This is a genomic window from Reinekea sp. G2M2-21 (genome assembly GCF_015687175.1).
Taxonomy (GTDB): Bacteria; Pseudomonadota; Gammaproteobacteria; order Pseudomonadales; family Natronospirillaceae; genus Reinekea.
The window spans coordinates 1-2,349 of sequence record NZ_JADPQG010000025.1 but is presented as its reverse complement, the minus strand read 5'-3'; the positions used below and the strand labels follow the sequence as shown (position 1 = coordinate 2,349).

Sequence of the window (2,349 nt, the reverse complement as noted above, 5' to 3'; positions counted from 1 at the left end):
ATCTAGTGTGTGAGCTAATAACCGTTACAGTAGAAATGCCCGGTATAAATATTGACTGCCCACATTGTGGTCACGAAGAAACTCACTATCGTCTATGGACAGATTCTGATGAAATCAACAGTAACGAGGGCGATCAGGGCAAGACATATTGTGATAAATGCGAAAAATGGTTTCGTATTCACATAGACTTTTAGTTAAGGGAAAAAACCTTGACTCAGCTATTTAAAGATATCCAATTTACAAAACGCGTCTTTGACTTTGAAGCGATTAAAAGGGAAATCGATGAGTACCTTGGCGAAAACCCCATCGATGGTGACACATATAAAGTTGATCGAGTCATAGAATGATTGGGTTGGTGATACTCACTCATTGCAGGATGATTTTGAACTCTCGAATAGAAAAACAACTGCGTCATTCTCGCCAGGCTAGTGGGCTGACCAAGAGGCATCAAATGTTGTGAGCTTACTTGATAGAAAATCATAATGGTGAAAACGTGACAGAGCCGAAATCTAAATAGGGGATAGAATATGGCATTTAATATTTCAGAAAGAAGGGGCGGCTGGCCTAACCCAGAACGTGTTCCCATTGAAGCATTAGAGATTGAAACATGGACTCAGGATTATAAAAGCCATTCAGTCGAAATTTTCTATTATGATAAAGTATTGAAATCCGGTATGACTCAAAGAATTACTGAGACTCGTCCAAATGATACCGATGGATGGGGGGGGAGTAAACCGACCTTTGAAGTAGAAGGGCCTTATCGAGTTCCTGATATACAAGCATGGAATGAAAGGATTGACAGTACCCTAGAGATCTATTCTAAAGATTCGCCTTATGAAAAATCGGATATTCGTAGGCTATCGCCAGGTTCACTTCAAGCATTTATAAGTGGATTGCCAGATATTACGATCAGCGAGGCTCAAGATTATCGAAAATTACTCACGAGTAATAAGGATGAGTCTGGAATCCCCAAAATCGTAATCACATCTGTAATCGACGATTACAACGGAACACCGTTTTCTCGATTTGGTTTCAAGGTAGTTAATAGTAACCCCGTTCGAGAAATCGTTTTGGCAGCTCTCAAACCGTTCGATGACGCTATTGAACAGTCTCTGTCTTACGATGTAAAAACTTGGCTTGGTTCTTTTCAAACAATTGATCATGACTTTGAGAAATGGCAGGAGATTGACATCCTCCCAGGAAATAATTAATTGAAGGAAAAATCATGAATGAAGTAGACATTTATTTTGGTAACTTAAAAGCTGGTTTGGATGCCATGACAGATGAAGCTTTGACAACGAGTGACGGGAAAGGAAAGCGACTAATTCATCATGTTTCCGGAAGCTCCCAAAACAAGTTCGTTATCGGCACAGAGAGACCAGGTAAGAGCGTACTGCCTGATCACATCAATGGTAACTCAGATCAACCATTCATCCATATCAATGCTGATTCCATTTCAAAAGCCGAATTGCTTGCTTTGGTAGAGGGATTTCCAGAGAACACAGCAGTGTCTATCAGCAATAATATTAAATAGGAAATATATTAATGAAATGCCGACACGGACACGAGCACCCAATAGTAGGTCCTTCAGGACCACTTACCAGATATTTGGTACCTTTCGAGTTATCGCCGGGCCGCCTAATGTTCGGAATGTTTCTAAAATGGTCGTGGGGATTATTGGCATTAATTACGGTAGTTGTACCGATAGTTCTTTACAACACGTCTAGTGATCCCAGCGATACGCAATTGAAGTGGTTAACCATAGTCTTTTTCTTGGTTTTTGGGTTGGCATTTTTCAGGTTTCTCAAAGCAACATCAGACTATCCAAAACATATAGGATATTTCTCCGTTGAGCCAGATGAAATATTAAGCAGTTACAGCTTTAGGGTACGCAAAGAAAAGGGGTGTGATGTTTATAGCATTAAAGTTGGTCGTCATAAGCTGTATGGTATAAACAGTATTGAGCCATTCGAAGCACTCAGAGAGACCCTAAAAGGGCAGTTAAAGGATTAGTTATGAACTTTGCACTACGTGCTGATATTCTGATTCAAGACGCTACCGATGATGAACGAGAACATCTTAGCGAGGCATTTGAAGATTTCCTGAACAGCTATAAGCCACATACAGGCACCGGGATTGAACACCAAAGCCTGGTAGAAAATGCCCAATTCGAGAACAACGAAGATGTTACTAAATCACAATTAGTGACGGTCGTAAGTAGGCTTCTTTCATCTATACCTGAAGAAGACCAGCGTACTCACCTTGTTAACGTTTGTGGCCCAGCTAAAGCACTGCTTGCTCGTGTCAACGAACTTAAAAATAGATAAGGGAAAAATCGTGAATAATACA

The 2,349-nt window shown here is 40.4% G+C and carries 5 protein-coding genes; all 5 read left to right on the top strand.

Annotation, left to right across the window (positions count from 1 at the left end):
• The coding region (locus IYN85_RS26080; protein ID WP_230390981.1) for a hypothetical protein at nucleotides 1-194 on the top strand (194 nt) is incomplete at its 5' end.
• Nucleotides 195-209: 15 nt separating this feature from the next.
• On the top strand, nucleotides 210-347 hold the full coding sequence (locus IYN85_RS25490) for a hypothetical protein (RefSeq protein WP_196161803.1): 138 nt from the start codon (nucleotides 210-212) through the stop codon (nucleotides 345-347).
• Nucleotides 348-527: 180 nt separating this feature from the next.
• Nucleotides 528-1,211: a hypothetical protein gene (locus tag IYN85_RS25485; RefSeq protein ID WP_196161802.1), complete on the top strand. Its 684-nt coding sequence runs from the start codon at nucleotides 528-530 to the stop codon at nucleotides 1,209-1,211.
• Nucleotides 1,212-1,225: 14 nt separating this feature from the next.
• Complete coding sequence (locus IYN85_RS25480) at nucleotides 1,226-1,534, top strand: hypothetical protein (protein ID WP_196161801.1); 309 nt, start codon at nucleotides 1,226-1,228, stop codon at nucleotides 1,532-1,534.
• 481 nt (nucleotides 1,535-2,015) lie between these two features.
• Complete coding sequence (locus tag IYN85_RS25475; RefSeq protein ID WP_196161800.1) at nucleotides 2,016-2,327, top strand: hypothetical protein; 312 nt, start codon at nucleotides 2,016-2,018, stop codon at nucleotides 2,325-2,327.
• Nucleotides 2,328-2,349: the final 22 nt, after the last annotated feature.